The organism is Candidatus Poriferisocius sp. (genome assembly GCF_965219775.1).
Classification (GTDB): domain Bacteria; phylum Actinomycetota; class Acidimicrobiia; order Acidimicrobiales; family Bin134; genus Poriferisocius.
This window is the reverse complement of record NZ_OZ244793.1, coordinates 2,889,475-2,916,088: the sequence shown is the minus strand read 5'-3', so window position 1 is coordinate 2,916,088 and position 26,614 is coordinate 2,889,475. Positions and strand designations below refer to the sequence as shown.

The 26,614-nt window shown below is 68.1% G+C and carries 29 protein-coding genes and 1 tRNA gene; 5 read left to right on the top strand and 25 right to left on the bottom strand.

The genetic code is table 11. The features are described from left to right. Positions 1-41: 41 nt before the first annotated feature. The 3 genes from ACOQPQ_RS13195 to ACOQPQ_RS13185 form a co-directional block, all read right to left on the bottom strand. Positions 42-1,022, bottom strand: coding sequence for a ribose-phosphate diphosphokinase (locus ACOQPQ_RS13195; RefSeq protein WP_420639881.1), 981 nt, complete (start codon positions 1,020-1,022; stop codon positions 42-44). A 5-nt stretch (positions 1,023-1,027) separates the two neighbouring features. Then, positions 1,028-1,993, bottom strand: coding sequence for an NTP transferase domain-containing protein (locus ACOQPQ_RS13190; RefSeq protein WP_420639880.1), 966 nt, complete (start codon positions 1,991-1,993; stop codon positions 1,028-1,030). 120 nt (positions 1,994-2,113) lie between these two features. After that, positions 2,114-2,186, bottom strand: a tRNA-Gln gene (locus tag ACOQPQ_RS13185). Between the two features lie 112 nt (positions 2,187-2,298). Here ACOQPQ_RS13185 and ACOQPQ_RS13180 point away from each other — a divergent pair. Beyond that, complete coding sequence (locus tag ACOQPQ_RS13180) at positions 2,299-2,400, top strand: 30S ribosomal protein bS22 (protein WP_419847603.1); 102 nt, start codon at positions 2,299-2,301, stop codon at positions 2,398-2,400. Between the two features lie 44 nt (positions 2,401-2,444). On the opposite strand, the gene ACOQPQ_RS13175 is transcribed toward ACOQPQ_RS13180, so the two are convergent. From ACOQPQ_RS13175 to ychF, 9 genes are all read right to left on the bottom strand, one after another. Then, positions 2,445-3,143 carry a 4-(cytidine 5'-diphospho)-2-C-methyl-D-erythritol kinase gene (locus tag ACOQPQ_RS13175; RefSeq protein ID WP_420639879.1) on the bottom strand — a complete coding sequence of 233 codons (699 nt, stop codon included), beginning with the start codon at positions 3,141-3,143 and terminating at the stop codon, positions 2,445-2,447. A gap of 43 nt (positions 3,144-3,186) precedes the next feature. Next, positions 3,187-4,002 carry a 16S rRNA (adenine(1518)-N(6)/adenine(1519)-N(6))-dimethyltransferase RsmA gene (gene rsmA / locus ACOQPQ_RS13170; RefSeq protein WP_420639878.1) on the bottom strand — a complete coding sequence of 272 codons (816 nt, stop codon included), beginning with the start codon at positions 4,000-4,002 and terminating at the stop codon, positions 3,187-3,189. After that, positions 3,999-4,151: a hypothetical protein gene (locus tag ACOQPQ_RS13165; RefSeq protein ID WP_420639877.1), complete on the bottom strand. Its 153-nt coding sequence runs from the start codon at positions 4,149-4,151 to the stop codon at positions 3,999-4,001. Before ACOQPQ_RS13165 ends, rsmA begins: the two co-directional genes overlap by 4 nt. Before the next feature lie 10 nt (positions 4,152-4,161). Further along, on the bottom strand, positions 4,162-4,908 hold the full coding sequence (locus ACOQPQ_RS13160) for a TatD family hydrolase (RefSeq protein WP_420640413.1): 747 nt from the start codon (positions 4,906-4,908) through the stop codon (positions 4,162-4,164). 2 nt (positions 4,909-4,910) lie between these two features. Continuing rightward, positions 4,911-6,410, bottom strand: coding sequence for a methionine--tRNA ligase (gene metG / locus ACOQPQ_RS13155; RefSeq protein WP_420639876.1), 1,500 nt, complete (start codon positions 6,408-6,410; stop codon positions 4,911-4,913). A 43-nt stretch (positions 6,411-6,453) separates the two neighbouring features. Then, positions 6,454-6,918, bottom strand: coding sequence for a VOC family protein (locus tag ACOQPQ_RS13150; protein WP_420639875.1), 465 nt, complete (start codon positions 6,916-6,918; stop codon positions 6,454-6,456). A 77-nt stretch (positions 6,919-6,995) separates the two neighbouring features. Continuing rightward, on the bottom strand, positions 6,996-7,823 hold the full coding sequence (rsmI, locus tag ACOQPQ_RS13145) for a 16S rRNA (cytidine(1402)-2'-O)-methyltransferase (protein ID WP_420639874.1): 828 nt from the start codon (positions 7,821-7,823) through the stop codon (positions 6,996-6,998). Between the two features lie 39 nt (positions 7,824-7,862). After that, positions 7,863-8,210, bottom strand: coding sequence for a DUF192 domain-containing protein (locus ACOQPQ_RS13140; protein WP_420639873.1), 348 nt, complete (start codon positions 8,208-8,210; stop codon positions 7,863-7,865). A gap of 50 nt (positions 8,211-8,260) precedes the next feature. Then, on the bottom strand, positions 8,261-9,337 hold the full coding sequence (gene ychF, locus ACOQPQ_RS13135) for a redox-regulated ATPase YchF (RefSeq protein WP_420639872.1): 1,077 nt from the start codon (positions 9,335-9,337) through the stop codon (positions 8,261-8,263). 150 nt (positions 9,338-9,487) lie between these two features. Here ychF and ACOQPQ_RS13130 point away from each other — a divergent pair, with 150 nt between their 5' ends. Next, positions 9,488-9,973, top strand: a complete 486-nt coding sequence (locus tag ACOQPQ_RS13130; RefSeq protein WP_420639871.1) for a thiol-disulfide oxidoreductase DCC family protein — start codon at positions 9,488-9,490, stop codon at positions 9,971-9,973. A gap of 42 nt (positions 9,974-10,015) precedes the next feature. On the opposite strand, the gene ACOQPQ_RS13125 is transcribed toward ACOQPQ_RS13130, so the two are convergent. Continuing rightward, a complete protein-coding gene (locus tag ACOQPQ_RS13125) occupies positions 10,016-11,146 on the bottom strand; it encodes a ferritin-like domain-containing protein (RefSeq protein WP_420639870.1) in 1,131 nt (376 codons plus the stop codon). Between the two features lie 146 nt (positions 11,147-11,292). On the opposite strand from ACOQPQ_RS13125, the gene ACOQPQ_RS13120 reads away from it, so the two are divergent. Continuing rightward, entirely contained in the window at positions 11,293-12,441 is a 1,149-nt protein-coding gene (locus tag ACOQPQ_RS13120) for a BMP family ABC transporter substrate-binding protein (protein WP_420639869.1), read from the top strand. Between the two features lie 385 nt (positions 12,442-12,826). Continuing rightward, complete coding sequence (locus tag ACOQPQ_RS13115) at positions 12,827-13,585, top strand: DUF6338 family protein (RefSeq protein ID WP_420639868.1); 759 nt, start codon at positions 12,827-12,829, stop codon at positions 13,583-13,585. Positions 13,586-13,712: 127 nt separating this feature from the next. On the opposite strand, the gene ACOQPQ_RS13110 is transcribed toward ACOQPQ_RS13115, so the two are convergent. The 11 genes from ACOQPQ_RS13110 to deoC all read right to left on the bottom strand — a co-directional run bounded on the left by ACOQPQ_RS13110 (position 13,713) and on the right by deoC (position 25,348). Continuing rightward, positions 13,713-14,399, bottom strand: a complete 687-nt coding sequence (locus ACOQPQ_RS13110; RefSeq protein ID WP_420639867.1) for an HAD family hydrolase — start codon at positions 14,397-14,399, stop codon at positions 13,713-13,715. After that, positions 14,396-15,466, bottom strand: coding sequence for an adenosine deaminase (locus tag ACOQPQ_RS13105; protein ID WP_420639866.1), 1,071 nt, complete (start codon positions 15,464-15,466; stop codon positions 14,396-14,398). The genes ACOQPQ_RS13110 and ACOQPQ_RS13105 overlap by 4 nt, the downstream gene beginning before the upstream one ends. Before the next feature lie 62 nt (positions 15,467-15,528). Next, a complete protein-coding gene (locus ACOQPQ_RS13100) occupies positions 15,529-16,803 on the bottom strand; it encodes a thymidine phosphorylase (RefSeq protein ID WP_420639865.1) in 1,275 nt (424 codons plus the stop codon). Positions 16,804-16,852: 49 nt separating this feature from the next. Then, a complete protein-coding gene (locus ACOQPQ_RS13095) occupies positions 16,853-17,254 on the bottom strand; it encodes a cytidine deaminase (RefSeq protein WP_420639864.1) in 402 nt (133 codons plus the stop codon). Between the two features lie 4 nt (positions 17,255-17,258). Next, positions 17,259-18,569 (bottom strand): ABC transporter permease, encoded by a 1,311-nt coding sequence (locus tag ACOQPQ_RS13090; protein WP_420639863.1) that lies wholly within the window; start codon positions 18,567-18,569, stop codon positions 17,259-17,261. Continuing rightward, positions 18,566-19,717 carry an ABC transporter permease gene (locus tag ACOQPQ_RS13085; RefSeq protein WP_420639862.1) on the bottom strand — a complete coding sequence of 384 codons (1,152 nt, stop codon included), beginning with the start codon at positions 19,715-19,717 and terminating at the stop codon, positions 18,566-18,568. Before ACOQPQ_RS13085 ends, ACOQPQ_RS13090 begins: the two co-directional genes overlap by 4 nt. Then, the gene (locus ACOQPQ_RS13080) at positions 19,714-21,258 is read right to left on the bottom strand and encodes an ABC transporter ATP-binding protein (protein WP_420639861.1); all 1,545 of its coding nucleotides are present in this window, start codon (positions 21,256-21,258) and stop codon (positions 19,714-19,716) included. The genes ACOQPQ_RS13085 and ACOQPQ_RS13080 overlap by 4 nt, the downstream gene beginning before the upstream one ends. A gap of 106 nt (positions 21,259-21,364) precedes the next feature. Next, a complete protein-coding gene (locus ACOQPQ_RS13075; RefSeq protein WP_420639860.1) occupies positions 21,365-22,006 on the bottom strand; it encodes a 5' nucleotidase, NT5C type in 642 nt (213 codons plus the stop codon). 30 nt (positions 22,007-22,036) lie between these two features. Beyond that, positions 22,037-22,924, bottom strand: a complete 888-nt coding sequence (locus tag ACOQPQ_RS13070) for an aldehyde dehydrogenase family protein (RefSeq protein ID WP_420639859.1) — start codon at positions 22,922-22,924, stop codon at positions 22,037-22,039. After that, the gene (locus tag ACOQPQ_RS13065) at positions 22,921-24,378 is read right to left on the bottom strand and encodes an aldehyde dehydrogenase family protein (protein WP_420640412.1); all 1,458 of its coding nucleotides are present in this window, start codon (positions 24,376-24,378) and stop codon (positions 22,921-22,923) included. The genes ACOQPQ_RS13070 and ACOQPQ_RS13065 overlap by 4 nt, the downstream gene beginning before the upstream one ends. Positions 24,379-24,421: 43 nt before the next feature. Further along, positions 24,422-25,348: a deoxyribose-phosphate aldolase gene (gene deoC, locus ACOQPQ_RS13060; protein ID WP_420640411.1), complete on the bottom strand. Its 927-nt coding sequence runs from the start codon at positions 25,346-25,348 to the stop codon at positions 24,422-24,424. Positions 25,349-25,472: 124 nt separating this feature from the next. On the opposite strand from deoC, the gene upp reads away from it, so the two are divergent. Further along, complete coding sequence (gene upp, locus ACOQPQ_RS13055) at positions 25,473-26,096, top strand: uracil phosphoribosyltransferase (RefSeq protein WP_420639858.1); 624 nt, start codon at positions 25,473-25,475, stop codon at positions 26,094-26,096. 89 nt (positions 26,097-26,185) lie between these two features. Here the strand turns inward: upp and ACOQPQ_RS13050 are convergent, their stop codons facing one another. Continuing rightward, the gene (locus tag ACOQPQ_RS13050; protein WP_420639857.1) at positions 26,186-26,605 is read right to left on the bottom strand and encodes a hypothetical protein; all 420 of its coding nucleotides are present in this window, start codon (positions 26,603-26,605) and stop codon (positions 26,186-26,188) included. Between the last annotated feature and the right edge of the window lie 9 nt (positions 26,606-26,614).

The window sequence follows — 26,614 nt, the reverse complement described above, 5'->3', positions numbered from 1 at the left end:
AGTCGGCGATTTTACCGGGCCGACGTCCAAACGGCTAGCGGTCAGGAGAGGTTCTTGCCCCCGAAGATCTCCGAAACCGAGGTGTCCTCGAACACGGCGTCGATGGCGTCGGCGATGATCTCGGCCACCGACAACACCTCGATCTTGTCGATCTGCTTCTCGGGAGCCAACGGCAGCGTGTTGGTGATCACCACCTTGGAGATCACCGAGTTCTTCAGCCGATCGATGGCCGGCCCGGAGAACACACCGTGGGTGGTAGCCGCGTAGATGGTGGCCGCCCCCCGGGCAGCCAAGGCGTCGGCCGCGGCCACGATGGTGCCTCCGGTGTCGATCATGTCGTCGATCAACACGCAGGTGCGACCGGCCACATCCCCCACCACCTCCATGACCTCCACCGCGTGCATCACATCCTTGGACCGGCGCTTGTGGACGATGGCCAGGTCGGCCCCCAGATCGTTGGTGTAGCGCTCGGCCACCTTCACCCGGCCGGCGTCGGGCGACACAATGACCAGATCGCCGTCGATGTCCTTCAGGTAGTCGGTGAGGACCGGCATGGCGGTGAGGTGATCCCAGGGTCCGTCGAAGAACCCCTGGATCTGCCCCGAGTGCAGGTCCACGCTCAGCATGCGATCGGCGCCTGCGGCCCGAAACGAGTTGGCCATCAGCTTGGCGGTGATGGGCTCGCGGCCCGCGGCTTTGCGGTCCTGGCGGGCGTAACCGAAAAAGGGGCACACCGCGGTGATCCGTTTGGCCGAGGCCCGCCGGGCGGCATCCACCATGATGAGGTGTTCCATGACGGCATCATTGATGGTGAACTCGTCGTGGGCGGTGTGGCTCTGCACGATGAACACGTCGGTGCCCCGCACCGACTCCTCGAAGCGGCAGTGGATCTCCCCGTTGGCGAAGTCACCGAGGTTGGGCTCCACCATCTCCTCGCCGAGTGCCACCGCGATCTCGGCGGCCAAGCCGTGGTTGGCCCGGCCCGAGATGATGACCAACTTCTTCTTGGTGACCAATTCCATGAGTCTCAGCTTCCTTCGACCGTGGGGGACGGAATGTGCGTACCGGGCGCCAGCGTGATGTAGGGGCCGACTTGGGCATCGGCCCCGATTTCGACATCGGTGGCCGACACCGCCTCCACCACCGCCCGGGGTCCGACCACGCAGTCGGCCAGGATGGTGTGCGGTCCGATCACCGCGCCCTCGCCGATGACCGTATGGCCCCGCAGCATCACGCCGGGGTGGATGACCACATCGGGGGCCAGCTTCACGCTGACGTCGATGTAGGCGCTGTGGGGAGCGGTGATGCGCACCCCGGAGATCATCCAGTTGCGGTTGACCCGCTGGCGCATCTCGGCTTCGGCGAACGCCAATTGCTCCCGGTCGTCCACCCCCTGCGCCTCGCTCCGATCGATGGCAAAAGTCTCCGCTTCGTGGCCGGCGGCGGTCAGCACCGATACCGCGTCGGCCAGCCCGTACTCCAGCCCGGAGGTACGGTCCGACACCCGGCGCAACGCGGGCGACAGCAGGCTCCGGCGAAAGCAGAAAATGTCGGCGTTCTCTCCATCGGCGGTGGCCACCGTGGCCGCCGCCTGGCGAACCCGGTGGTGGGCCACCAAGGCCTGCAACGTCCGGCCCTGTAGTAGCGGCATGTCGGCCGGGACCACCAGCACGTCCTCGTCGTCGGGGGCGCCGTCCAGCCCGGCCAGGGCCACCGCGGTGGCATCCGCGGTGCCCGCGGGGATGGGCTGGTCCACGTAGTCGATGGCCAGGTCGTAGGCCTCATTGGTGATGTGCTTGGCCACCTCTTCCGCACCGTGGCCCACCACCACGGCCATGTGGAGAGGCCGGGCCTCGGCCAGGGCGTCGATCACGTGCAGGACCATGGCCCGGCCGCACACGTCGTGCAGGGGTTTGGGCCGGCCCGACCGCATCCGAGCGCCCCGACCCGCGGCCAGGACGATGGCGGACAGGGGCAGGTGGTCCGACGTCATGGGCGCTCAGTCTCGGCGGGGCCAGACCACGGTGAGCCGGTCCGAAAGTCGCACGCCCACTTTCTAGCGCGAACTGGGGGGCAACCACGTGCAGGCGGCACCAATTCGCCCGACGGTCGGCTGGCGAGGCAGGGCTCGAACCTGCAACCTCCTGGTCCAAAGCCAGGCGTTCTACCGATTGAACTACTCGCCACAGAACTCCTTGCGTGGCCGCCGCAAGGCGTTACCGGCAGGCTACCCCATGGCCTCGGGGTGAATCCCCGAGTTATTGCCGGCGCGACTGGCCGGGCTAGCGTGGTCGCACCATGGGATCGTTGATCAAAAAGCGCCGCAAGCGCATGCGCAAGAAGAAGCACAAGAAGATGTTGAAGCGCACCCGTTTCCAGCGGCGAGCCCGCGGCAAGTAGCCCGAGCGCACCCGCTTCGGGCGGCGAGCCCGCGGCACAGAACCTCAGCGGGCCGGGACGGTGTGGACCACCCGGCGGTCGGCACCGGGGTGGGCCCCCTCCACAAACCAGGTGGAGCCGCTGCCCGCCAGCCGGGGTAGCCGGCCACTGGCCTCCTCCAGCGCCCGGCGGTACTGCTCGAGGCGGGGTTCCACCTGAAGCGCGGCAGGCTCCAGGTCATTGCCGTTCTCCCCCTGCGGTCCGCCCAGTTCGTCCCAGCGGCGGTACACCGCGGGCGTGGAGCAGCCGAACGGGGGGGTGAGCAGCGTCAGGGTCCGGGGAAGATGGTCCAGCGGTTCCACCTGCTCGCCGATGCCTCGCACCCGGGCCCGCCCGCCGACCAGACAGAACGGGACGTCGGCCCCCAGTCGGGCCGATCCCGCCACGTCGGCGTACCCGGCCCAGCGGAGGACGGCCGCCGCGTCGGCCGAGCCGCCCCCCAGTCCCGCCCCCGGCGGGATCCGTTTGGTCACCGTCACCCGGGCGGTGCGCCCCACCAGGTCGAGGGCCCGAGTGATGAGGTTGTCGTCCGCATCGATGTCATGCCCGCCCTCGAGGATCACCCCGCGCCCCGGCTCGATCACCAGGGTGTCGGCCAGATCCAGCGTGACCATCTCGGCGTCGATCTCGTGATAGCCGTCCGGTCGCACCCCGGTGATCCGCAACGACAACGTGAGCTTGGCATAGGCCGCAACCGTGGTCACCGAATCTGCTTCTTTCGGGGCTCTCGCCGGTTTTCGGCGGCCATCATGAGGCTGCCTCGGCCAAGGCGGCCCATTGGGCGAGGGTGAGCTGTTCGGGGCGGTCGGTGGGGTCCACGGCGGCCGCCGCGAAGTGGTCGGGGGTGACGTGAGCGGCCAGGGAGCGACGGAGCATCTGGCGGCGCCGGCCGAAAGCGGTGCGAATGAGGGCGAACAGGCGGTCGGAGTCGGCGTCGGTGGCCGGGTGGGGACGCCGCACCAAGCGCACCACGGCCGAGGACACCCGGGGGCGGGGCCAGAACACCGACGGGGATACGGTGCGGACCAGGCGGGCCTCGCACCAGTAGGCCACCTTGAGGGTGGGAATGCCGTAGGCCTTGGTGCCCACCGGAGCCACCAGGCGCTCGGCCACCTCCCGTTGGACCATCACGGTGAACGAGTCGATCCGGGGCTCGTGGTCCAGCAGGTCGAGCAGGAGCGGAACGGCGACGTTGTAGGGCAGGTTGGCCACCAATGCCCACCGACGGCCAGGGTCGCCCAGCCTGTGGCGCCACCCTGGGGCGGTGGCGTCGGCGTGAACGATCTCCACGTTGGGGGCGTCGGCGGTTTCGGCCAGCGGCGCCAGCACGTGGCGGTCGGCCTCCACCGCCAGCACATGGGCCACCTCGTCGGCCAACGCCCGGGTGAGCGACCCCAGGCCGGGGCCGATCTCCACCACCGATTGGTCGGAGTTCAGGTCGGCCGCTCGGACCATGGCGGCAATGGTGTTGGGATCGACCACGAAGTGCTGGCCCAACGCCCGGCTGGGCACCAACCCATGGCGGTCGAGCAGGTCCTGCACCTGGGTACGGGTGAGGGTCACCGCGGGCCCACCATCAGCGGGGCAACGGTCCCTGCCGGGGTAGCCGCGGCCGCAGCCTCGAGCTGCACCACCAGCACCACCAGCACGGCCACCACCACCAGCCACAAGGCCAGTCGGGCCAGATCCGGGGGCTGATCGGAGCGGGCCATGCGTGCCGGGTCAGGGGTCGAGCCGGTAGAACTCGGCGGCGTTCACCCAGGTGCGCTCGGCCACCACTTCGGGGGCCAGGTTCTTGGCGAGGGCCAGCGCCTCCCCCACCAGGGGCAGGTTGGCCGGGGAATTGGGGCGACCCCGCCGGGGGACCGGCGCCAGATAGGGCGAGTCGGTTTCCACCAGGAGGCGGTCGAGGGGGCACAGCGCGGCCGCCTCTCGCACATCGTCGGCCGAGGGGAAGCTCACGATCCCGCTGAACGACAGCATCGCCCCCCGGTCCAGCGCGGACCGGGCCTCGTCGACCCCGCCGGTGAAGCAGTGAAACACGGTGCGGTCGGGGGCCCGATGTTCGTCCAGGACGGCGAACGTGTCGTCCCACGCCTCTCGGGAGTGAATCACCAGGGGCATCTCGTGGCGGTGGGCCATCTCGATTTGGGCGGCGAAGACCGCCTGCTGGTCGGCGGGGGACGAATGGTTGTAGTGGTAATCCAACCCGCACTCACCTACCGCCACGACCCGGTCCGACCCCAGCAAATCCTCGATGCCTTCGATGCCGTGGCGGGCTTCATGGGGGTGAACCCCCACCGTGGCCCACACCCGGTCGTCGGCGTTGGCCTTGGCCACGGCAGCCCGCGAGGTGGCGAGGTCGGTCCCCACGTCGATCATGCGCTCCACCCCGGCCGCGGCGGCCCGGGCCACCACGTCGGACAGGGTGTCGGGTTCCAGGTGGCAGTGGTTGTCGGTCCAGCGCACCGTCAATCACGCAGCCGGGGGAACAGGGGCTCGCCCTGGGCCACCGGCAGGCCGCCGGGATACTGCCCCCAAACGGCCGCCGCGGGCAGTCGCTGGTCGAGAGGTGAGCCGTCCAGGCCCAGCCGGGTCCAGGCCGCCTCGCAGGAGTCGGGGATGGCCGGGGCGGCCAGCACGCAGACGATCCGCAGGGCCTCTAGGGCGTTGCCCAGCACCGGGTTGACCTGGGGGCCGGGATCCATCTTCCACGGCTCGGTGGCCTGCAGGTACTCATTGGTGTCGCGGATGAGGCGCCACGTGGCCTCCAGGGCCACCGACGGTTGGAACCGGTCCCAGGCGGCGGCCGCGTCGGCGTACACCTGAGCGGCCACGTCGGCCAGCGGGTGGTCCACGTCGGGGGCGGGACCGATCCCATCGCACTTCTGGTGGACCAGTGTGGCGGACCGCTGCAAAAGGTTGCCGAAGTTGTTGGCCAGATCGGTGTTGTAACGGTGCTGGAGGGCCTCGTGGCTGACCTCGCTGTCGGGGCCGAACGGGGTGTCCCGCAGCAGGGCGTAGCGGAAGCCGTCCACCCCGAAGTCACCGATGAGATCGGAGGGGGAGATCTGGTTGAACGCCGACTTGGACATCTTCTTCCCGCCCACCAGGAGCCAGCCGTGGACGTGGTACCGGGGCAGATCGGTCACCCCGGCGGCCAGCAGCATGGCCGGCCAGTACACGCAGTGGAAGCGGATGATGTCCTTGCCCAGCAGGTGGCGCACCGACGGCCACCATGCCCCGAACCGGTCCTCGTCGTGGCCGTACCCGGCGGCGGTGGCGTAGTTGGTGAGGGCGTCGTACCACACGTAGAACACATGGTCCGGCGCCCAGGGCACCGGAATGCCCCAGTTGATGGAGGTCCGGGTGATGGAAATGTCCCGCAGGCCGCCCCGAATGATGCCCAAGGCCTCGTTGCGGTAGCCCTCCGGAGTGATGTTGGTGGGATTGGCCTCGAACCACTCCAACAGCGGCTCCTCGAAGGCGGAGAGCTTGAAGAAGTAGTTCTCCTCGGTCATCCGCTCCACCCGGCCCGACTCGACGTCGGCGGGCGTCACCTCTTCCTCGGTGATGTAGGCCTCGTCGGCCACCGAGTACCAGCCGTCGTAGACCGCCGAATAGATGTGGCCGTTGTCGTAAGCCCGCTGCATGAGCGTCTGGACGGCATGGTGGTGGCGGGGCTCGGTGGTCCGGATGAACTCGTCGTTGGCCACCCCCAGCTCCGCCCACGCTTCCCGGAAGCGGGTACTGGTGCTGTCGGCCTGTTCCAGCGGCGACAGACCGTTGGCCTCGGCCGCCCGCTGCACCTTGAGGCCGTGCTCGTCGGTGCCGGTCAGGTAGAAGACGTCTTCGCCCAAGAGGCGGTGCCAGCGGGTGACGGCGTCACCGTTGAGCACCGTGTAGGCGTGGCCGATATGAGGAGCGTCGTTGACGTAGAAGATCGGGGTCGTCAGGAAATAGCGCGACACCACTTCACACTACTGCCCCCCGGCCTGTCGGCCCCGATTGGGTTTACTCGCCGAACATCTCGGCGGAGCGCCGAAGCACCTCCTCGGTGGACACGTCCTCCACGTGGGTGGACACGTTCCAGCGGTGGCCGAACGGGTCGATGAACATGCCGCCACGGTCCCCGTAGAAGTGCGTCTCCACCGGTCGCTCGGCGGTGGCCCCGGCAGCGACCGCCTTGGCAAAAGTGGCATCGGCGTCTTCCACGAACACGCTGATGGTCACGGCCGTACCCCCGAAGGTCTTGGGGCCCACCACTCCCATCTCGGGGAACTCGTCGGACAACATGAGCAGCCCGTCGCCGATGGCCACCTCGGCATGGGCGACCTTGCCACCGGGGGTGGGCATCCGCAGGCGCTCGGTGGCCCCGAACACCTCAGCCAGGAAGTCGATGGCCGCTACCCCGTCGTCCACACAAAGATACGGGGTGATCCGGGGATAGTCGTCGGGAATGGGTTGGACCTCGCTCATGAGACCTCCTCAGTAATTTCGGCCCCGGCCTGATGGGTCAAGGCCAGTTCGGCATCGTTTTGGGATGGCGTACCCGTTCAGTCTGCCAGGGCCAACTGGTAGACCGCTCGCCGGGAAATGCCGAGGTCGGCAGCCACGGCAGCGGCGGCGTCCCGGCGGGAGAGGCCATCGGCCAGCCGCTCGTCGAGGGCGGCTCTGATCTGGGGCTCCGTAGGGGGAGCCGAAGCGGGGCAGCCGGCCACCACCAGCACGTGCTCGCCCTTGGGCGGGGCGCCGGCAGCCCGGTCGGCGGCATCGGCCAGGGTGCCCCGCCACACCTCCTCGTGGAGCTTGGTCTGTTCCCGCACGACGGCCACCGACCGGTCCCCGCCCAGCACCGAGGCCAAATCGGCCAAGGTACGGGCCAGTCGGTGGGGGGCCTCGAACAACACCATGGTGCGGGGTTCCCGGGACAAGGCCTGCAGGCGATCGTCACGGTGTCGGCCCTTGCGGGGCAAGAACCCCTCGAAGCAGAAGCGCCCGGTGGGCAGTCCGCTCACCACCAGGGCGGCCAACGCGGCCGAGGGGCCGGGTACGGCCTCCACCTGGCCTCCGGCGTCGAGCGTGGCCCGGACCACCCGGGCGCCGGGGTCGGACACCGCCGGGGTGCCGGCGTCGGTGACCAGACACACGGTGCGGCCGCCGGCCACCAATTCGGCGATCTCGGCCGCCCCGGCGGCCTCGGTGTGCTCGTTCACCACCACCAGGCGGGGGGCTTGCACCCCGGCGTGGGACAGCAAGCGCCCGGTGCGGCGGGTGTCCTCGCAGGCCACCACGTCGGCGTCGGCCAACACGGAAACGGCGCGGGGGGAGAGGTCGCCCAAGTTGCCGATCGGGGTGGCCACCACCAGCAGCCTTCCAGCCATGATTCCTCCCAAGCTTCCTCTGCGGGTGCCGGTGCCCGACTATCCCCGCTCCCCCGCAGTCTGTCTCACCTCCAGGCGGTCTCCCGGCCTTATTCCCCATCGGGAGAACGAGCCAGCTTCGGCCTCGAGCACCGCCCGGGCCCGCCACACCGGCAATCCCACCCGGTGGCGACCCATGGTGGTGGTCTTCAGCACCACCAGGTTGCGATCCAGGTACGCCACGTCGATGGGAAAGCGCATGCCCAGGGTGTGGACCGAGAACGCCGGTCGCAGCAGCAGGACCCGGTCGTATCGGTCGCGGCCCAACAACCCCCGAGCCCGCTGTCGCCAACCGACGGCCATGTCCACGGTGGCCAGCACCTGATCGTCGCAGACGAGCCACGCCATGGCTTGATTCTCCAACTCCGGCGGCCCTCATTCAAGAGGGACTTTGCCCCTCACACGTTGAATCGGATCTCCATGACGTCACCGTCGGCCACGAGGTAGTCGCGACCCTCGGTGCGCATCCGACCCTGGTCCTTGGCCTGCGTCCAGCCACCGGCGTCGAGCAACTCCTGCCAGCCGATGACCTCGGCTCGGATGAACCCCCGTTGGAAGTCGGTGTGGATCCGTCCGGCCGCCTCCGGGGCGGTGGCCCCCTGGCGGTAGGTCCAGGCTCGGGTTTCCTTGTCGCCGGTGGTGAAGAAGGTCCGCAAGCCCAACAGGTCGTAGGCCCGATGGGTGAAGCGGCCCAGGGCGCCCTCACCCAGGCCCAGGCCCTCCAGCAGCTCGGTCCGCTCGCCGGCGGATAGCTGGGCGGCTTCGGCTTCGAGCTGCACGCACACCGCCAGGACCTCGGCCCTCCCCTCCAGCTCGATGGCCACCGGCTCGGTCACCGCGTCGGCGTCATCGAGCTGATCGTCGCCGATGTTGACCACGGCCAGGACCGGTCGGTTGGTGAGCAGGAAGCTCTCCCGCAGATCGGCCCGTTGATCACCGGACAAGTCGCTGCGATACAGGGGGATGCCCTCGCCCAGCACCTCGACGGCCGCTTCCAGGGCGGCCACCTCACCGGCCAACGTGCGGTCTTGAACCGCCGATTTGCGCCGTTTGACCAGTCGACTCTCCACCGACTCCAGATCGGCCAGCGTCAGCTCGATCTCCAGCACCCGCAAGTGCTCCAGGGGGTCGGTGGGACCGGGCACGTCGTCATCGACAAAGGCCCGAAGCACGAACACCACCGCGTCCACCTCTCGGATGCCGGCCAGGAAGCGGTTGCCCAGCCCCTCCCCTCGGCTGGCTCCCTCCACCAGGCCCCCGATGTCGGTGAACTGCACGCTGGCGGGGGTCACCGTTCGGGAGCCGCTGAGTTGGGCAATGGCGTCGAGGCGAGGGTCGGCCACCTTGGCCACCCCGATGTTGGGGCTGGTGGTGGCGAAGGCGTAGGGGGCGGCCAGCACGTCCGACCCGATCAAGGCGTTGTAGAGAGAGGACTTGCCCGAGTTGGGCAGGCCGACGAACCCGAAGCGCTCCACGGATCGCTCAGGCTAACCCCGCCCGGTAGCATTGCCTCATTGGTGTGTCGCAGAAATCGCGACGCGCCGGCATCACCCCACACGCGGAGGCGGCAATGTCGAAGCGCACCCAAAAGCGCAAGGCCCGAGCACGACGCAAGAAGGCCAACCATGGGCGCAAGCCCAACGCGGGACGAAACAGCTAGGGACCACGCCGCCAACCTCGGGGACGACCCGGCCCCGTTTTCCGATTTCGGGGCCACGCCCCCGGCGCACCCCGATCTGACGACCACCAGGGGGTGGCTGATCTACGACGGTGACTGCGGTTTCTGCTCGGCTGCGGCCCGCTGGGTGGACCGCAGGCTGGGTGACGGCTACCGGGTCGTTCCGTCGCAGCAGGCCGATCTCCACGTGCTGGGCCTGACCGATGACGACGTGGCCCGCTCCGTGTGGTGGATCGACCCCGACGGTCGCCCTTGGGACGAGCACCGCGGCATCGCCCAGGCCCTCGGGGCCCTGGGTGGCCCCTGGCCTTGGCTGGGGCGGCTGCTCACCCTGCGGCCGATGGGACCACCGGCTCGCTGGATTTATCGCCGGGTGGCCCACAACCGCCACCGACTCCGCCGCCCCGGCGCCAGCCCGACCTGCCGACGCTGAGGCGGGGGTGAGCGACAGCCTCCGGTGGTGGCCCCCACGGGCTCAGACGGCGGCGGCCTCCTCCACTTGGAAGTCCTCGTACTCCTCCCCGGTGTCCACCCAGTCTTCGAACTGGATCACGTGGATGTCCTCGAACCGGCGACGCAGCCAGCCGTCTCCGGCGTCGAGCAGGCCCAGCTTCTTGCAGTTGGGCACGATCTTGGAGAACAAGATGTTCTGGAACGGCTTGTGTTCGGGGGGCAACGACAGGAAGTTCTCCACCATGGGGCGCACGGGCACACCCATGCGCTCCCACACCTCTTGCGACAAGAACCGGTCGCGCATCCGCACGGCGGCCTCGAAGGCGAACTCCTGGCGCTCCCGCAACTCGGCTTGGGAGAGGTCGGCGTAGAACTCCTGGAGGCTGAGCACGCCGAAGGCCACGTGGCGGGCCTCGTCGGCCATCACGTAGCGCAGCAGCTTCTTGAGCAGGGGCTCGGGAGTGAGCTGGTGCATGAAACCGAAGGCGGCCAAGGCCAAGCCCTCCACCATGATCTGCATGCCGAGATAGGTCATGTCCCAGCGGCTGTCGTTGATGATGTCGTCCAGCAGCATCTTGAGGTGGGCGTTGATGGGATAGGAGTCGCCCAGCTTGGTGTCGATGTACTGGGCGAACACCTCCACGTGCCGGGCCTCGTCCACCACCTGGGTGGCGGCGTAGTACTTGGCGTCGATCCAGGGAACGGTCTCCACGATCTTGGCCGTACACAACAGGGCGCCCTGCTCGCCGTGGAGGAACTGGCTCATGCGCCATTTGAACGACTCCAGGGAGAACTCCCGCCACTCCGCCTCACCCCACTTGGCGGTGGGCAGATCAGGGTTGCTCTCGTACTCCTCGTCGGCACCCGACTCGCTGAAGATCGAGAACGCCTCGTAGGGATCCACCTCGATGGACCAGTCCAGGTCGGTCTGGGCGTTCCACTGGGAAGTCTTGGCCTTCTCGTAGAGGCGCTCCAGTTGGGGACGGGCGCCCTTGGCGTAGTCCCAGGTGAACAGGGCGTCGCTGTTGTCCTCCACGGTGTGGATCACCGAGGTGACGTCGGGGTTGGTGGTGCAAATGTCCAAGATGGTGTCGATGTCGTTGACACCGCCGCGACCGAGGATCTCCTCGTCGGAGCGAGCGGTAACGGTCATGGCGATCCTCCTCGGCTGGGCTCCCCCGCGCCGGTCCATGCTAACCCTTGCCGGCCTGCCAAGCCGTTGCGGCCCGACGTACCGCCGGCGGCATTGCTGGGGTAACCTTCAGACTTCACCAACGGCATCAGACGAAGGGACCCGTGATGCTCAAGAAGCTGTCCTCCACGATTGCAGTGCTGCTCCTGTTGGCCCTGGTGGCTGCAGGGTGCGGCAACGACGACGACTCGGACTCGGCACCGCCTCCGGATGACGCAGGCACCGGGTCTGCTGCACTCCTTACCCTGGAGGAGGAGTGCGCGGCGTGGGGTGGCCTGCAGGCGCCCGACGGCTTCCGGGTCAACATGGTCACCGACATCGGCAAGGTGGACGACGGTACCTTCAACCAGTTCGCCTACGAGGGCATGACCGGGGCCCTCGCCTGCTTCGGCATCGAGGACTCCAGCGTCATCGAGACCGCCTCAGAAGCCGACTACGACGCCAACTTGAACACGTCGGCCAGTGAGAACCCCGACGTGCTCATCACCGTGGGCTTCCTTCTCGGGACCGACACGCTCGAGGCTGCCGAAGCGAACCCGGCCATCAACTACATCGGCATCGACCAGTTCCACCTCGAGTATCCCGACAACTACGTGGGCGTGTTGTTCAACGAGCACGAAGGTGGTTTCATCGCCGGGGCCCTGGCCGCCTCGCTCAGCGAGTCGGGCGTGGTCGGCGTGGTCGGAGGACGCGAGGACGTGCCCCCGGTGGTGAAGTTCGTCAACGGCTACGAGGCGGGTGCCAAGTACATCGACCCCGACATCCAGGTGCTGTCGGTGTACAACGAGAGCTTCACCGATCCGGCCAAGGGTGCCTCCGATGCCCAGCAGTTCATCGGCGACGGTGCCGACGTGATCTTCGGAGCGGGCGGCCCCACCGGATCGGGCGGGATCAAGGCCGCCACCGAGACCGGAGCCTGGGGCATCGGCGTCGACCAGGACGAGTACTACACCACCTTCAACGGAGGCGCGGCCCCCGGCTCGGAGTACCTGGCCAGCTCGGCCATCAAGCGGGTGGACCTGTCGGTGTTCCGCAACATCGCCACCACGATCCAAGACACGTTCGCTGGCGGAGCCTACGTTCTGACCGCCGAGAATCTGGGCATCACCTACGCCCCGTTCCACGACGCCGCCGTGAGCGCCGAGGCGGCCGCCACCGTCGAGCGGGTGCGGGCCGGCTTGGCCGACGGCAGCATCACCACCGGCGTCTGCGGCATCGACGGCCTCTTCCTCAGCGAAGAATCCGCCTGCGGCTAGTCCCCAGCAGTCTCATCGAAAGGCTGTGGCTGACGCTCCATCAGCCACAGCCTTTCGCCATGGCTCTACACCCCTTGGCCTCGCCTGGGTTGCGGATGGCTGAAGCAAGCAACGACTTACCTCAGCGGCCGGTCACCCTTGCCTTGTCAGACTCAGGACAAATCGGCGACGGAGCTGGTCGGCCACCATTGATCTTCCGGCATTGCGTGTTAGGGTGACTCTGGGCATCCGAAGGAGAGCTATGGCTGACAAGCGCGAGTTTCGTGGACAACGCCACATTGGCCGACCAAGCGATGGGGTCCGCAAGCTTCGGCCTTCAACGCCACACCTGCGGCCCCAGGGGTCAAAGGATCGAGATCAAACCAAGCGGCCTGAGCAGAAGTAGTTGACCGGAGCATTCACCGGCCTTTTCGCCCTGGGGCTGGTCGTCCTTCCCGGCATCAGCTACCGGATCGCTAGAGAATTTAGGCATCAAGAACACAGATATGCCGTTAAGCGATATCGCGGACTTCGCGAAACAGCCCTTTTGCTGATCCCGGGTCTGGTATTTTCCTTTGTCGGTGTTGCTGTCTTCGGTGCTATCAGAGGCATCTTTCCGTCACATACTCCCGATGTCGGTCTCTTCCTGTTGGCACCAGGGGATTATTTCCGCATTCACCTCCCCTACATGCTGGGATGGATTGCTGGGCTTGTAGCGATCTCATGCGCGCTGGCTTATCGCGTGGGCAAGACAATCACTTGGAGGCAAGAGAGGCGGGGCGGCACTGCACAATCGTCGTGGGCTGACTGGCTCGATCCAAAGAGTGCCAAGCGGAGTATTGCTGCCCTTGGCGGGAGTTCTGTGGGCTCAAGTGATGAGAATCCTGGTGCGTACCCATATGTTGAGTGCCTCTTGACTGACGGAACTTTGGTCACTGGATTTGTCATGAGTTTCAATGAAGACTACGAGGAGTCACAAGACCGCGATCTCTGCTTCGTAGATCCTCAGGTGCGACAGGCAGGTACTGCAGAAGAGCCCTTGATCCAGTACGATGACGAGACCGTTTTGATCGTCAGTGCCTCTCGCATCCAATTCCTCACCGTCGCTCATCTCTATCTCCCTGGTGACGGCGAACTCGGCGCCGATGTTACCGGGCCTGGGTGACAGTCTGCCGCAGCTATGGCCGAACCCGAAGCTACGGGATCCGGCCTCGGGCCGAGGGGTGGTGGGTAGGGTCGGGGCATGGACAGGTCGAAGCCGAAGCAGCCTGAATCAGTGGTCGCTCTGATGGCTACTGATCGGTTAGCCAGGTGGGGAGTTGGCGGATGTCGGGGAGTTCGACCCAACCGTTGTGGGGGATGGCGGTGGGGGCTTCGAGGTCCCAGGTGAGGTGGTAGGGGATGTGGACGGCCCGAGCCCCGAGGGCCACCACCGGTTCGATGTCGGAGCGCACGGAGTTGCCCACCATCACGAAGTGCTCCGGGGCGATGTCGTGGCGCTCGAACAGGCGGGCGTAGGTGGCCTCGTCCTTTTCGGCCACGATCTCCACCGCGTCGAAGTGGTCGGCCAAACCCGAGGCGGCGATCTTGGCTTCTTGGTTCCACAGGTCGCCCTTGGTGATGAGCACCAGCCGGTAGTGGTGCTCCAGCTCATGGACGGTCTCGGCTACGCCGTCGAGCAGCTCCACCGGGTGGGCGTGCATCTCTTTGGCCCACCCCACGATGGTGTGGATTTCCTCGGCGGTGATGCGCCCCTCGGTGGCTTCGATGGCGGTCTCGATCATCGACAGCACGAATCCCTTGATGCCGTATCCGAAGATGGCCACGTTGTGACGCTCCAGCTCGATGAGCCGTTGGTGGAAGTCCACGTCGGGCAGGTAGCGAGCCACCAAGCGGGCCATGCGGTCTTCGTAGTCGGCGAAGATCGTCTCGTTGTGCCAGAGGGTGTCGTCGGCGTCCAGCCCCACGGTGTCGATCACGACACGAGGGGTGCGTAAGCCGGTTTGATGACCTGGTTGATGATGTCCAGCCGTTCGTCGAAGGGGATGAACGCACTCTTCATGGCGTTGATGGTAAGCCACCGGATGTCGGCCCATCCGAAATCGAACTCCTCCACCAACTGCATCACCTCTTTGGTCATGGAGGTGGCGCTCATCAGGCGGTTGTCGGTGTTGACCGTCACCCGGAACCGAAGGTCGTTCAGCACTTTGATGGGGTGTTCGGCGATGGACGGCGCCGCCCCGGTGTGCACGTTGGAGGTGGGGCACAGCTCCAGGGGGATGCGGCGGTCTCGTACGTAGGCGGCCAGGCGACCCAGGCGGGGGGCTTCGCCGGTGTCGAATTCGATGTCGTCCACGATGCGGACCCCGTGACCCAGCCGCTCGGTGCCGCAGTACTGAACGGCTTCCCATATGGACGGCGGCCCGTAGGCCTCGCCGGCATGGATGGTAAAGTGGAAGTTGGCCCGTTGGATCAGGTGGAAGGCATCCAGGTGCCGGGTGGGCGGGTTGCCGGCCTCGGCGCCCGCGATGTCGAACCCCACCACGCCGCGATCCCGGTGGCGCACGGCCAACTCGGCGATCTCCAAGGAGCGGGCCGCGGTGCGCATGGCGGTGACCAGGGTGCCGATGCGGATTGGCCGACCCTCGCTGCCGGCCGCGAATCCGGCCACCACCGCTTTCACCACCTCGTCCAGGCTCAGCCCGCCCTCAGTGTGCAGCTCGGGAGCGAACCGGACCTCGGCGTACGCCACGCCGTCCGCGTCGAGGTCCTCGGCGCACTCGGCGGCCACCCGCTCCAGGGCGTCGCGGGTTTGCATCACCCCCACGGTGTGGGCGAACGTCTCCAGGTACAGGGTGAGGTCGAGTCGGCTGGCCCCCCGCACCATCCACCGGGCCAGGTCCTCGGCATCGGTGGTGGGCAACCCCCCGTACCCGGTCTCCTTCGCCAGCTCCACCACCGTCTTGGGCCGCAACCCCCCATCCAGATGGTCATGCAACAGCACCTTCGGCGCCGCCCGCACCGCCTCGGTCGTGGGTCTCGTCATGAGCCCAAGCGTACGTAGCGGGGCTGGCTTCGTGCGTCGTTCGTGGCGGCGCGTACGACGATTCAGCCCTCCGCGATCCGGGTTCGGATCAGGGGCTGCGATGGTGGAGGGGTCGGGGTGAGGGTCAGGGCGTCGGCGAGGGCTTCGTGGGCGGCGGGGAGGAGATCGGGGTTGTCGGTGTGGAGTTCGGCCAGGGGGGTGCCGGCGGTCACATGGTCGCCGGCGGTCCGCAGGAGGCGGACGCCGGCCACGGGAGAGACGGGGTCTTCCTTGCGGGCTCGGCCGGCGCCCAGTCGCCAGGCGGCGGTGCCCACGGCCAGGGCGTCGATCCGGTTGACGTAGCCGTCGGCGGGGGCCCGCCACTGGTCGACCTCGCGGGCGACCGGGAGCGGGGCGTCAGGGTCGCCTCCTTGGGCGCCCACCATGGCCCGCCAGGTGTCCATGGCTCGGCCCGAGGCCAGCACCGTGGCCGGATCGGCGTCGAGGTGGGCCATGGCGACCATCTCTCGGGCCAGGGCCAGGGTCACCTCGACCAGGTCGGCGGGGCCACCACCGGCCAGGGCATCCACCGCTTCGGCCACTTCTAGGGCGTTGCCCGCCGCCCAGCCCAGGGGCTGGTCCATAGCGGTGAGCAGCGCCACCGTTTCCACGCCGTGAGCTTGACCCAACCCCACCATGGTCCGGGCCAGAATCTCACCGTCGGCGGGATCGGGCAGAAACGCCCCGGAGCCGAACTTCACGTCCAGCACCAGCCCGGCGGTGCCCTCGGCGATCTTCTTGGACATGATCGAGCTGGCGATCAGCGGAACCGACGCCACCGTGCCGGTCACATCCCGCAGGGCATACAGCACCCGGTCGGCCGGGGCCAGATCGTCGCCCGCCGCGGCGATGACCGCGCCCACTTGTCCTAGCTGTTCCAGGAATCGATCAAAGCCCACCTCGGCCCGCCAACCGGTTATGGCCTCCATCTTGTCGAGGGTGCCCCCGGAATGACCCAGCCCCCGTCCCGAGAGCTGGGGCACGGCCGCCCCGCACGCGGCCACCAGCGGACACAGCACGAGCGACACCTTGTCACCCACCCCGCCGGTGGAGTGCTTGTCCACCGTGGGCCGATCCAAGGCGGACAGGTCCAAACGCCGACCGCTGTGGATCATGGCCGCGGTCCAGGTGGCCAACTCCCGGTCGGACAAGCCCCGCCACACGATGGCCATGAGCAGGGCGGCGGCCTGCTCGGGGGGAATCCGCCCGGCGGTGACCCCGCTGATGAACCAGTTGATTTCCTGGTCGCTCAACTCCCCGCCGTCCCGCTTGGCCACGATCAGGTCCACGGCGTTCACGAGCGGTGCTCCATTGGATGCCGACGGGGTCGACCGGCCACCAACAGTGTCATGGCAGATCGTCCGGGCCGAACGCTCCGGGCAACAGATCACCTACGGTGAGGGTCTCGTTCACCTCGCAGGTTGCGCCTCCCGCCTCGTAGAGGAGCTGGCGGCATCGGCCGCACGGGGTGAGCGGGTTGCCGTCGCCGTCGGTCACCGCCACCGCCACCAAGCGGCCTCCCCCGGTGCGGTGCAGGTCGCCAACCAGGCCGCACTCGGCACACAGCGTGAGCCCGTAGGAGGCGTTCTCCACGTTGCAGCCGGTCACCACCCGACCATCGCCGGTCAGCGCGGCCGCGCCCACCGACAATTTGGAATAGGGGGCGTAGGCCGCGGCGGCCGCCCGCCGAGCGGCGGCCCACAGCTCGCTCCACGAAACCGCCTGTTGGGAACCCGCAGGATCCGACACGCCGCTAGCCGCTTCGGCGATAGGGCTGCCCGGAGGCCGCCGGGGGTATCGACCGGCCCACCGCGCCCGCCACCACCACCAGGGTGACCACGAAGGGGAGGGCCTGGAAGAACTCGCTGGGGATCTCGAAGCCGCTCACCTCCACGCCGAGGAACTGGAGACGGGTGCCCAGCGCCCGGGAGAAGCCGAACAAGACCGCGCCGCCGAAGGCCCCCCACGGTGTCCACTTGCCGAAGATCAGGGCGGCCAGGGCGATGAACCCGGCGGCGTTGGTCATGTTGTCCTCGAATCGGGCCTGCGACTCCATGGAGAACCAGGCCCCGGCCAGCCCGGCGATCAACCCGCCCAGGATCACCGACTGGTAGCGGATTCGCACCACGTCCACCCCCAGGGTTTCGGCGGCGTGGGGGTTCTCCCCGCACGAACGCACCCGCAATCCCCACGGGGTTCGGAACATCACCACCCAGGTGGCGATCACCACCAGGTACATCATCCAATAGATGGGCTTGCCCCAAAAGAGCTGGTCACCCACCACCGGGATGTTCTTCAACCAGGGCAGACCGAACTCCGCGGTGCCCACCCCGGTGGTGATGCCGCTCTTGACGATCACCTCCGAGCGCAGAAATCCGGTGAGCCCGAGGGCAAACAGGTTGATCACCACCCCCGCCACGATCTGATTCACCCCGTAACGGATGGTCAGCACGGCCAACAGGGCGGCCACCAGGCCACCGGCCACCACCGAGATGAGGATCGAGAACCAGAGCCACCCAGTGGACTGGGCGTCGCCGATGGTGGCGTAGGTCATGTAACCGATGCCCGCGCTGGCCAACATGGTGCCCTCGATGCCGATGTTGATGATCCCCGAGCGTTCACTCCACAGGCCGGTCATGGCCCCCAGGGCCAGGGGGGTGGCCAGCACCAGGGACTCGTGGAGCAGGTTGACCACGTTGGTGCCGGCGTTGTCGGACAGGGCCAGGCTCAGAACCAGTAGAAGCGGCACGAACGCCAACGCGCTCAGGAGCCGGGCCGGACCGGCCCACCGGCGAAGTCCGGCAGGGGCGAAACCCAGGGCGGCCGTCACCAGATACAGGACGCCGATGGCCAGCACCCACATGGGGGGGTCGAATCCGATGCCCGCCGGATCGGGCGGGGGCTCGAAATTGAAGCGCCGGCCGGTGTCGTTGATGCTCGGCATCACCCCGACGATGAGGGCCACGCCCACCAGGCCGAACAACAGCCCGGCCACCGAATGGCGGTCCAAGCGGGCCCGAGTGGGCGTTCGGGCCAGGCCCACGGTGTGTTGGACGGAGGTCACGTGGCCCCCCCGGCCGCGGTGGCCTTGAACGGGCTGTGGTCGTGGGCCCGCACCCGGAAGAGGTAGCGGACGATGGCGTCGGCGGCCACGAACAACAGCACCAAGGCCTGGATGATCCGCACCACATCGATGGACACGTCGGCTTCCTGTTGCATCAGGGGGGCACCCGACAGCATCGAGCCCCACAACAGGGCGGCGGCGAGGATAGCCACCGGGTTGGTGCGGGCCAACAGGGCGATGGCGATGCCGTCGAAGCCCATCAGAAAGAACGTGCCCGGTTGGAAGAACTCGTTGGTGCCGGAAATCTCCGAAGCGGCGGCCAAGCCCGCGAACGCGCCCGACGCGGCCATGGAGGCCACGATCACCCGGTTCACGTTGATGCCCGCGTAGTGGGAGGCGTGGGGGTTGAGCCCCACCGTTCCCACCTCGAACCCGAAAGTGGTGCGGCTCAGCACGAAGGCCACCACCAGGCTCACCCCCACCAGGGCGATCAGCCCGACGTGGAGCGTCGGCTGGCTGTCCACCAGCTCGGGAAGCACGGCGGTGTCGGAGATGGTCTTGGTGCGGGGAACGGTGCTCTCGGTGTCCCGTAGGACCACCGGATCGCGGGAGTTCACCATCCAGCGCACGCCGAACAGCACCAGGGAGTTGAGCATGATGGTGCTGATCACCTCGTGGGCCCCGGTTTTGGCCCGCAGCACGCCGGGAATCCCGCCCCAAATGGCCCCGCCGAGGGTGCCGGCCACCAGCACCAACGGGATGGCCACGATGCCGGGCAGATCCGACATCCACGACAGCGCGCCCACCCAGGCGGCGGTGATCCCCCCGGCCAGAAGCTGCCCCTCGGCACCGATGTTGAACAACCCGGCCCGGAAAGCGAAGGCCAGCGCCAGCGCCGAGCCGATGAACGGCACCGAGCGGGCCACCGAACCGGCCAGGGCGTCACCCCCGCCCACCATGCCCCGCAGCAGGGCCCAATAGGCGGTGAAGGGGTTGACCCCGATGATGGAGATCAGCACACCACCCACGATGAACGAAAGCAGAATGGCGTAGAACGACACGTACAACGGCTGCAGTCGCCAGGCCTCGGTCAACAGGCGGTGGGCCTGGCCGGTGGCCTTGATGAGGCTGTTGTTCACCCCGTTCACAATTGGTCCCCGTCACTCCCGGTGGCCATGAGCAAGCCCAGGTGCTCCCTGGTGGCGTCGGCCGCGTCCACCGTGCCCACCAGGGCGCCCCGGTAGAGCACGCCGATGCGGTCGGACAGTGACATGATCTCGTCCAGTTCAGCAGACACCAAGAGCACCCCAATTCCCCGGTCACGCAGTTCGATGATCTTGCGGTGGATGAACTCGATGGAGCCCACGTCCAATCCTCGAGTGGGCTGGGCCACCACCAGGGCGCGCAGTTCGCCGCTCAGTTCCCGAGCCACGATCACCTTTTGCTGGTTGCCGCCCGAAAGGGTGTTCATGGCGGCCTCCACCCCGGGGGTGCGCACGTCGAATTGCCGTACAAGGTGAGCGGCCTCTGCACTGATGGCGGCAGCATTGCGGACCCCTCGACGGGAGAAGGGGCGATGGTGGTAGCGGTTCAGCACCAGATTGTCGGCCACCGAGTACTGGGCCACCAGCCCGTGCTTGTTGCGATTCTCGGGAACGTGGGCCACCCCCAACTCGGTGATTTGGCGGGGAGCCCAGCCCGTGGTGTCGTGGCCCAGCATCTTCACCTGACCCCCGCCGGCCGGACGCATGCCGCAGATGGCCTCGACCAGCTCTCGCTGGCCGTTGCCCTCCACACCGGCGATGCCGAAGATCTCGCCGGCGTGGACCTCCACGTCCAAGCCGGTGACCGTCTCTACGCCCCGGTCGTCGGCCGCGCGCAGCCCCTGCACCTGGATCACCGGTTCCCCCGGTCTGGCCGTGACCTTGTCCACCCGGAAGACCACATCCCGGCCGACCATGAGGTTGGCCAGTGACTGCTGGGTGGCACCGTCGGCGGTGGCCGAGCCCACCACCCGGCCCCCCCGCAGCACGGTGATGCGGTCGGCCACGGCCAGTACCTCGCGCAGCTTGTGGGTGATGAAGATGATGGACTTGCCCTGGTTGGTGAGGCTCTCCACCACGGTGAAGAAGTCGTCCACCTCGCCGGGAGTGAGCACCGCGGTGGGCTCGTCGAGGATCAGAATGTCGGCGTCACGGAACAGGGCCTTCACCAGCTCCACCCGCTGTTGCTCGCCCACCGAAAGGTCGCCCACGATGGAGTCGGGGTCCACGGCCAGGCCGTACCGCTCTGCCAATGCGTCGATCTGGCGGCGGGCGGAGTCCAGATCGAGAAAGCCCCCTCGGGTGACCTCGTTGCCCAGGATGATGTTCTCGGCCACCGTGAAAACGGGGATGAGCTGGAAGTGCTGATGCACCATGCCGATGCCCCGGGCGATGGCGTCCCCCGAGTCGGCGAAGCTCACCGCCTCCCCTCGCACCCGAATGGTGCCCCGGTCGGGCCGATACAGCCCGAACACCATGTTGACCAGCGTGCTCTTCCCCGCGCCGTTCTCCCCCAGCAGGCAATGGATCTCACCCTGCTCCAGGGTCAGGCTCACGTTGTCGTTGGCCACCACCCCCGGAAAAGTCTTGGTGATTCCCTCCACCTCCAGCACCGGGCCGGTGGCGGCCTTGCCTGCTTCAGCCATCCGCAGCCCAGGCTACGCCATGAAGAGCCCGGCCATGGCCAACCACCGCGGTTGATGGTGTGGTGGAGGTGCAGCCATTGGGGACCCGGCCCCGGAGGCGGGGTGTTCAGCGGCGGTCGAGGCGGTCGGTGCTGGGGTCGAAGCCGGGGAGTTGATGTTGCACGGCGCCGGTGTGGGCGGCCAGCGCCTCGAACACCAGGGTCTCGGCCTCCTCCCAACTCGTGGCTCGGGGGGAATCCAGCTCCCGGTTGTAGGGCTGGTCGAACACGATGACGGTTCGTCCTTCGGCCCGCAACGCCTCCACGTTGTGGGGGGCGTCCTCGATGTACAGGTGGGCGTCCACCGCCGTCTTGCCGCCCACGAAGCACAAGTCCCGGTAGGGGATCTTGGCCTTGTCCAACCATTCGGCGGTGTCACCGGCGGCGATGGCGTGGTCCCAGTTGGTGTAGAGCCGGTGGGTGATGATGCGAATCCACACCCCGGCCTCCGACAGCCGCCACAGCGCCTTGGCCGCGCCGGGCATGGCCGCCATTTCGGCCAACATGCGGTGCTTGGTCACTGCCAGACGGTGGTACTCCTCGAAGTCACCGTCGGCGAATCCCCACTCCTCGAATCCCCAACTGCAGTCCAAGGGGAGCGACTCCACCGGCACACGCTTCTCGGCCGCAACCACGTTGCGAAACGCCAGGGTGTGCTGGGCGCACACCCCGTCGAGGTCCACCCCCAAAACGAACCCCTGCTCGCTCATGTCCTCACCGGTGGTAGACCACGGTGGGCGTCAACGACCCTTGGGATGCCAGACCGTCTTGGTCTCGCAGAAGGCGTCGATGAGATAAGGGCTCTGGGCGTCGGCCGAGAACCACCGCCGTTCGGCTTCGGTGGCCACCGCCACCCGGGTGATGGTGGCCGCCGCCCGACGCTGGGCGTCGGCGGCCAACTCGGCATCGCACCCGGTGAGGTCCAACCCGTTGACATCGGCGTGATCGGCCAGGGGCAGCACCATCTCGAGCCGGTGCCCGGTACAAATGTTCACCACCCCAGCGGGCACGTCGCTGAGCGCCAGGGTCTCCGCCAATGTGACGGCCACCAGCGGGCGGTGCTCGGAGGCCACCACCACCGCGGTGTTGCCCGCCACGATGACCGGGGCCAGTCGCGACACCAACCCCAGCAGCGGATGATCGTCGGGGCCCACCACCCCCACCACGCCGGTGGGTTCGGGCACGCTCAAATTGAAATAGGGGCCGGCCACCGGGTTGGCCCCACCGAGCACCGAGACGTACTTGTCCGCCCACCCGGCGTACCACACCCAGCGGTCGATGGCCGCCGCCGTCTCGGCCTCCGCATCCTGCGCAGTGGCCCCGTTGCCCGAGCGGCTGAGTTCGGCGCAGAACTCGGCCCGGCGCGACTCCATCACCTCGGCGATCCGGTAGAGAATCTGCCCCCGGTTGTAGGCGGTACGCCCGGCCCAGCCCGGCTGGGCGGCACGGGCCGAACCCACCGCAGCCCGGATGTCCTTGCGGGAACCCTGGACGGCGTGGGCCAACAGCGCGCCGTCGGCCCCGTACACCGGGTACGACCGGCCCGACTCCGACCGCTCGAAGGCCCCACCGATGTACTGCTTGAAGGTCTTGTTGACCCCCAGCCGCCCGGCCTCGACCCCGCTCACGGCACCAACTCCGCGTAGGGCGCCAAACCCGCCCGACCGCCCTCCCGGCCGTAGCCGCTGTCCTGATAGCCGCCGAACGGGCTGGACGGGTCGAACCGGTTGAACGTGTTGGCCCACACCACCCCGGCCCGCATCTGCTCGGCCATCCACAAGATCCGCGATCCCTTCTCGGTCCAGATGCCGGCCGACAACCCGTAGGCGGTGTTGTTGGCCTTGGCCACCGCCTCTTCGGCCGTGCGAAAGGTGAGCACCGACAGCACCGGGCCGAAGATCTCCTCTCGGGCGATGCGATGGGCGGTGGACACGTTGGTGAACAGCGTGGGTGGGTGGAAGAACCCTTGTTCGGGCAGCGAGCACTCGGGAGAGAACCGCGTGGCCCCTTCCTGTTCCCCGGCGGCCACCAACTCCCGGATCCGCTGGAGCTGGTCCTTCGAGTTGACCGCCCCGATGTCGGTGTTCTTGTCCAGGGGATCGCCCACCCGCAGGGTGTCCATTCGCCGCTGCAACCGGGTCACCACCTCGTCGGCCACCGTCTCCTGCACCAACAGACGGGACCCCGCGCAGCACACCTGGCCGCCGTTGAAGTAGATGCCGTTCACGATGCCTTCGGTCACCTGGTCGAGGGCGGCGTCGTCGAACACGATGTTGGCCGCCTTGCCCCCCAACTCCAGGGTGAGCCGCTTGCCGCTGCCCGCCAGGGCCGCCCCGATCTCCCGGCCCACGGCTGTCGAACCGGTGAAGGCGATCTTGTCCACCCCGGGATGGGCCACCAGGGCGGCGCCCGCTTGGTCGCCCCCGGGAACGATGTTGACCACCCCCGGCGGCAGCTCCGCGTCCTGCAACACCTCCGCCAGCAACAACGCGCTCAGCGGAGTGGTAGGCGCCGGCTTGAGCACCACCGTGTTGCCACAGGCCAGAGCCGGGGCCAACTTCCATGCGGCCATGAGCAAGGGGAAGTTCCAGGGAATCACCTGCCCGGCCACGCCCAACGGAACCGCCCGCCGACCGTTGAAGGCGTACTCCAGCTTGTCGGCCCATCCGGCGTAGTAGAAGAAGTGAGCGGCGGCCATGGGAATGTCGAAGTCCCGCGATTCCCGGATGGGCTTGCCGTTGTCCATGGTCTCGAGCACGGCGAACTCCCGAGCCCGCTCCTGGAGCAGTCGGGCGATGCGGTACAGATACTTGGCCCGATTGGCGCCGGAGAGATCCCGCCACCCCCCCTCCCAGGCCGACCGGGCGGCGGTCACCGCTCGATCGATGTCGGCCTTCGATCCCATGGCTACCTCGGCCAGGGGCCGGTTGGTGGCGGGGTTGATGGTGGGGACCACCTCCCCTCCCGTCGACTCGACCATCTCGCCGCCGATGAACGCCCCGTACTGCGGAGCCAAGCGAACCGGGGCCGCCGACTCGGGGGCGGGGGCGTAGTCCAGCCGAAAATCGGGAGCGGCTTCCACCGTCCCCGTGGGTGGCGTCGGCACCGGACTCCGGTCGGTCGTGTCAGTCAACGCTGAAGTCCTCCCGCCGCTGGTACCGACCGTCGCGGAGTTTGGCCCGCTGCATGAGCACGTCGTTGAGCAGGCTGGACGCGCCCAGGCGGAACCGCTCCGGCGACAGCCACCCGGCTCCCAGGGTCTCACCCACGATCACCAGGTAGTGCCAGGCCTGCTTGGCCGTACGGATGCCCCCGGCCAACTTCAGGCCGACCAGGGTGCCGGTTTGGTCGGCCATGTCCCGGATGGCCTCGGCCATGCACAGGGCCACCGCGGGGGTGGCCGCCGTACCGATCTTGCCGGTGGAGGTCTTGATGAAGTCGGCCCCGGCCACCATGGCCAGCATGGAGGCCCGCCGCACCTGGTCGTAGGAACCCAGTTCCCCGGTCTCCAGGATCACCTTCAGATGGGCGGAACCGCAGGCTTGTTTGGCCGCGGCGATTTCTTCATAAGCCTGCTGATAGCGGCCGGCGAGAAACGCCGAACGGTTCAACACGATGTCGATTTCGTGGGCCCCGGCGGCCACCGCCCAGGCGATTTCCGCCAAGCGGGCCTCCAGGGGGGCCAACCCCGCGGGAAAGCCGCCGGCCACGCTGGCCACCACCACCGGACTCGCCGCCAACGCCTCCACGGCCACGGGCACCAACTCGGGGTAGACGCACACGGCGGCCACCGGCGGCACCGTGGGATCGACGGCATCGGGGCGCTGCGCCCGGGCACACAGGGCCGCCACCCGGCCGGGACTGTCCGCCCCCTCCAGGGTGGTCAAGTCCATGCACCGCACCGCCAGCTCCAGCGCGGCGGCCTTGGATGTGGTCTTGATCGACCGGGTACACAGCAGGGCCGCCCGCTGTTCCAAACCCACCGCGTCCACCGGGGTGATCCGCACTCCGGCCACGGCATCGGCGGCCCCGGTGGGGGCTTCCACCGCCAGCAGATCGCTCACCCGGACCAGGATAGGGCTGGCAACCCCACAGGAGAACACCGAGCCGGGTGCCTAGCCCCCCGAGTGGCCGTCCAACCCACGATCCTCAGAGCGCTCAACCTATGGTGGGGCGATGGAGGTATCCGTCGTCGATCACCCGCTGGTGCAAGCCCGCCTGTCCGTGTTGCGGAGCGCCGAGACCGGCTCGGCAGCGTTCCGCACGGCACTCGGGGAACTCAGCGGTTTGATGATCTACGAGGCCCTCCGGGACGTGCCCGTCACCACCGTGGGCATCGACACCCCCCTGGCCCCGACCTCCGGGGTACGCATCGACCATCCCCCACTGCTGGTGCCGGTGCTGCGGGCCGGCCTGGGCATGCTGGCCGCCGCCCAGGAGCTGTTGCCCGATGCCGCCGTGGGCTTTCTCGGGGTCCGCCGCAACGAGGAGACGTTCCTGCCCGAGCCCTATCTCAACACCGTGCCCGACGATCTGGGCGGTCGGTCGGTGCTGGTGCTCGAGCCCATGCTGGCCACCGGGGGATCGCTGGCCTACGTGTGCGGTCGGATGGCCGCCGCCGGGGCCGGACGGATCACCGCAGTGTGTGTGCTGGCCGCCCCCGAGGGGGTGGCGGCCCTCGGCGAGGCGGCCCCCGGTGCCCGCCTGTTCACCGCGGCCATCGACGAGGGACTGAACGAACGGGCCTACATCGTCCCCGGACTGGGCGACGCCGGCGACCGCCAGTTCGGCGAACTCTGAGCGGATTCCTCAGACGGCGAAACTCATCGGCGCAGGCTCCTCAGCCGGCGGGAGCGTTCGGCGAACCCTGAGGCAGGCTCCGGGAACGATCAGCCCGGTCCCCCCAGGTCGGTGTCGTAGGCGCTGTAGACCACGTCGACGGCGTGGTGGTTGAGCTGATCCACCCGGTGGACGAGGTCGACCACCGACCGGCGCAGACCGGGGGTGGGCTCTTGGCTGTGCAGTCGCTCGATCTGCTGTTGCACCGAGGCCTGGAGCTGCACCTGCTCGGCCCGAATCTTGTTGACCTGGGGTACCAGGCGGGGGGCCAGTTCGATGCAATCGTCGTACAGCCCCAGGTCGCAATCGGAGCAGAACCCGGTGAGGGCTCGGCTGAGTTGGGCCAGGCTGTGTTCGAGGCGGGGCACCCAGTCGTCGGGATTGTCGGCGGGCATGCCCTCGGAAAGCAACGCCTGCAGGTCGGCCCCCGCCTTGTTCAACTCGGTGCGCCAGTCTGTCTTCTCCCCCATGGCGATCTC